Below are 1,653 nucleotides of genomic sequence, written 5' to 3' on the forward strand. Positions count from 1 at the left end.
GGCAAAACTGTCAGATTACCAACAAAAGTGGGGGAAAGCTGTAGTTCCGGCCAAATCTAAAGTGGATTTGGAAGTGTTCATGAATAAGGTGAATATTAACTTCAAATTATTGATTTTTTATACCTTAATCGGTGGATTGCTGCTTATTTTAGGATTTGTGGAACTATTTAAGCCAAATAAAGTTTTAAACAAGATTATTAAAGGCATTATAGGGATTGGATTAATCGGATATTTATGCCATTTCTTAGGATTGGTGGCAAGATGGTATATTTCCGGACATGCACCCTGGAGTAACGGGTATGAAGCAATTATCTTTATCTCATGGGTAGGGATTACGGCCGGATTGCTATTGTATAGAAACTCAAATGCATTGATTCCTGCAGCCGGATTTATGGTAGCCGTAATTATGATGGGATTTGCACACGGAGGTTCAGCGCTTGATCCGCAGATTACACCGCTTGTACCTGTATTGAAGTCATATTGGTTAATTGTTCACGTAGCTATTATTACATCGAGCTATGGGTTCTTTGCCCTTTCCATGATTATTGCCGTAATTTCATTGGTATTCTATATTATTTCCAATAAAGGAACCTATAAATTACATCACGATACTACCTTAAAAGAATTAGCAATTGTTTCTGAAATGTCATTAACGATCGGACTTTTCGCTCTTACTGTAGGAAACTTCTTAGGAGGAATCTGGGCGAATGAATCATGGGGAAGATACTGGAGCTGGGATCCTAAAGAAACATGGGCCTTCATTTCAATTATGGTGTACGCTTTTGTTCTTCACATGAGACTGGTTCCGGGATTAAGAAGCAGATGGGCTTTCCACGTAGCAACCATGTTTGCATTCTGTTCAATGGTAATGACGTATTTCGGAGTTAACTATTATCTAAGCGGGCTCCACTCTTATGCAGCCGGAGATCCGGTTCCGGTTCCGGCATGGGTATATATAGGCGTATCAACGATGATTCTTTTATCAGTTCTTTCTTACTTTAAGTTCAAAGTATTGACGAAAAAATAAAATGTAAAATATAATACAGATCCCGGAATAACTTTCCGGGATTTTTTATTTCGGGTTTTGAGGAACGATATTTTATCAGAATCCTCGTATTACAAAACCATGAATCCGAACCTCAAAAAAATTCATCATTTATAACGCATCATTCAAAACTTATGTATATCTTTATGATATCAAAATAATATCAAATTTAAAATTGGCAATCATGGAAAAAACTTTAAGACCTATGTCAGGCTATTTGACATTAGTTATTTGCTTAGTATTGTTTGTAGCTTCTGTTTACTTATTTATACAAGGAATAGACGGAAACATTACCTATGTTGTTTTCGCTTTACTCTGCTTTATTCTTTCCTGCTTCTTCTTGAAAGGATTAATGATTATTCAACCAAACCATTCCAGAGTTTTGAACTTCTTCGGAAAATATGTGGGAACCGTAAAAGAAAACGGATTGTTTTTTATTAATCCTTTGTACTCTTCCCAGAAAATAAGCCTCCGTTCCGAAAACTTACAGGGCCAGACGTTAAAAGTAAATGATAAAATGGGAAATCCTATTGAGATCGGGGCTGTAATTGTGTGGAAGGTAGGAGACACCTATAAAGCCGCTTATGAAGTGGAAAGATATACAGATT

The 1,653-nt window shown here is 36.4% G+C and carries 2 protein-coding genes; both read left to right on the top strand.

The window, feature by feature from the left end; genetic code table 11:
• The coding region (gene ccsB, locus ACGHIN_RS17215; protein ID WP_390456451.1) for a c-type cytochrome biogenesis protein CcsB at nt 1-1,027 on the top strand (1,027 nt) is incomplete at its 5' end.
• Nucleotides 1,028-1,229: 202 nt separating this feature from the next.
• On the top strand, nt 1,230-1,653 hold a 424-nt coding region (locus tag ACGHIN_RS17220), incomplete at its 3' end, for an SPFH domain-containing protein (RefSeq protein WP_390456454.1).

The organism is Chryseobacterium barbadense, from assembly GCF_042849955.1.
In the GTDB taxonomy this organism is placed as follows: Bacteria; Bacteroidota; Bacteroidia; order Flavobacteriales; family Weeksellaceae; genus Chryseobacterium.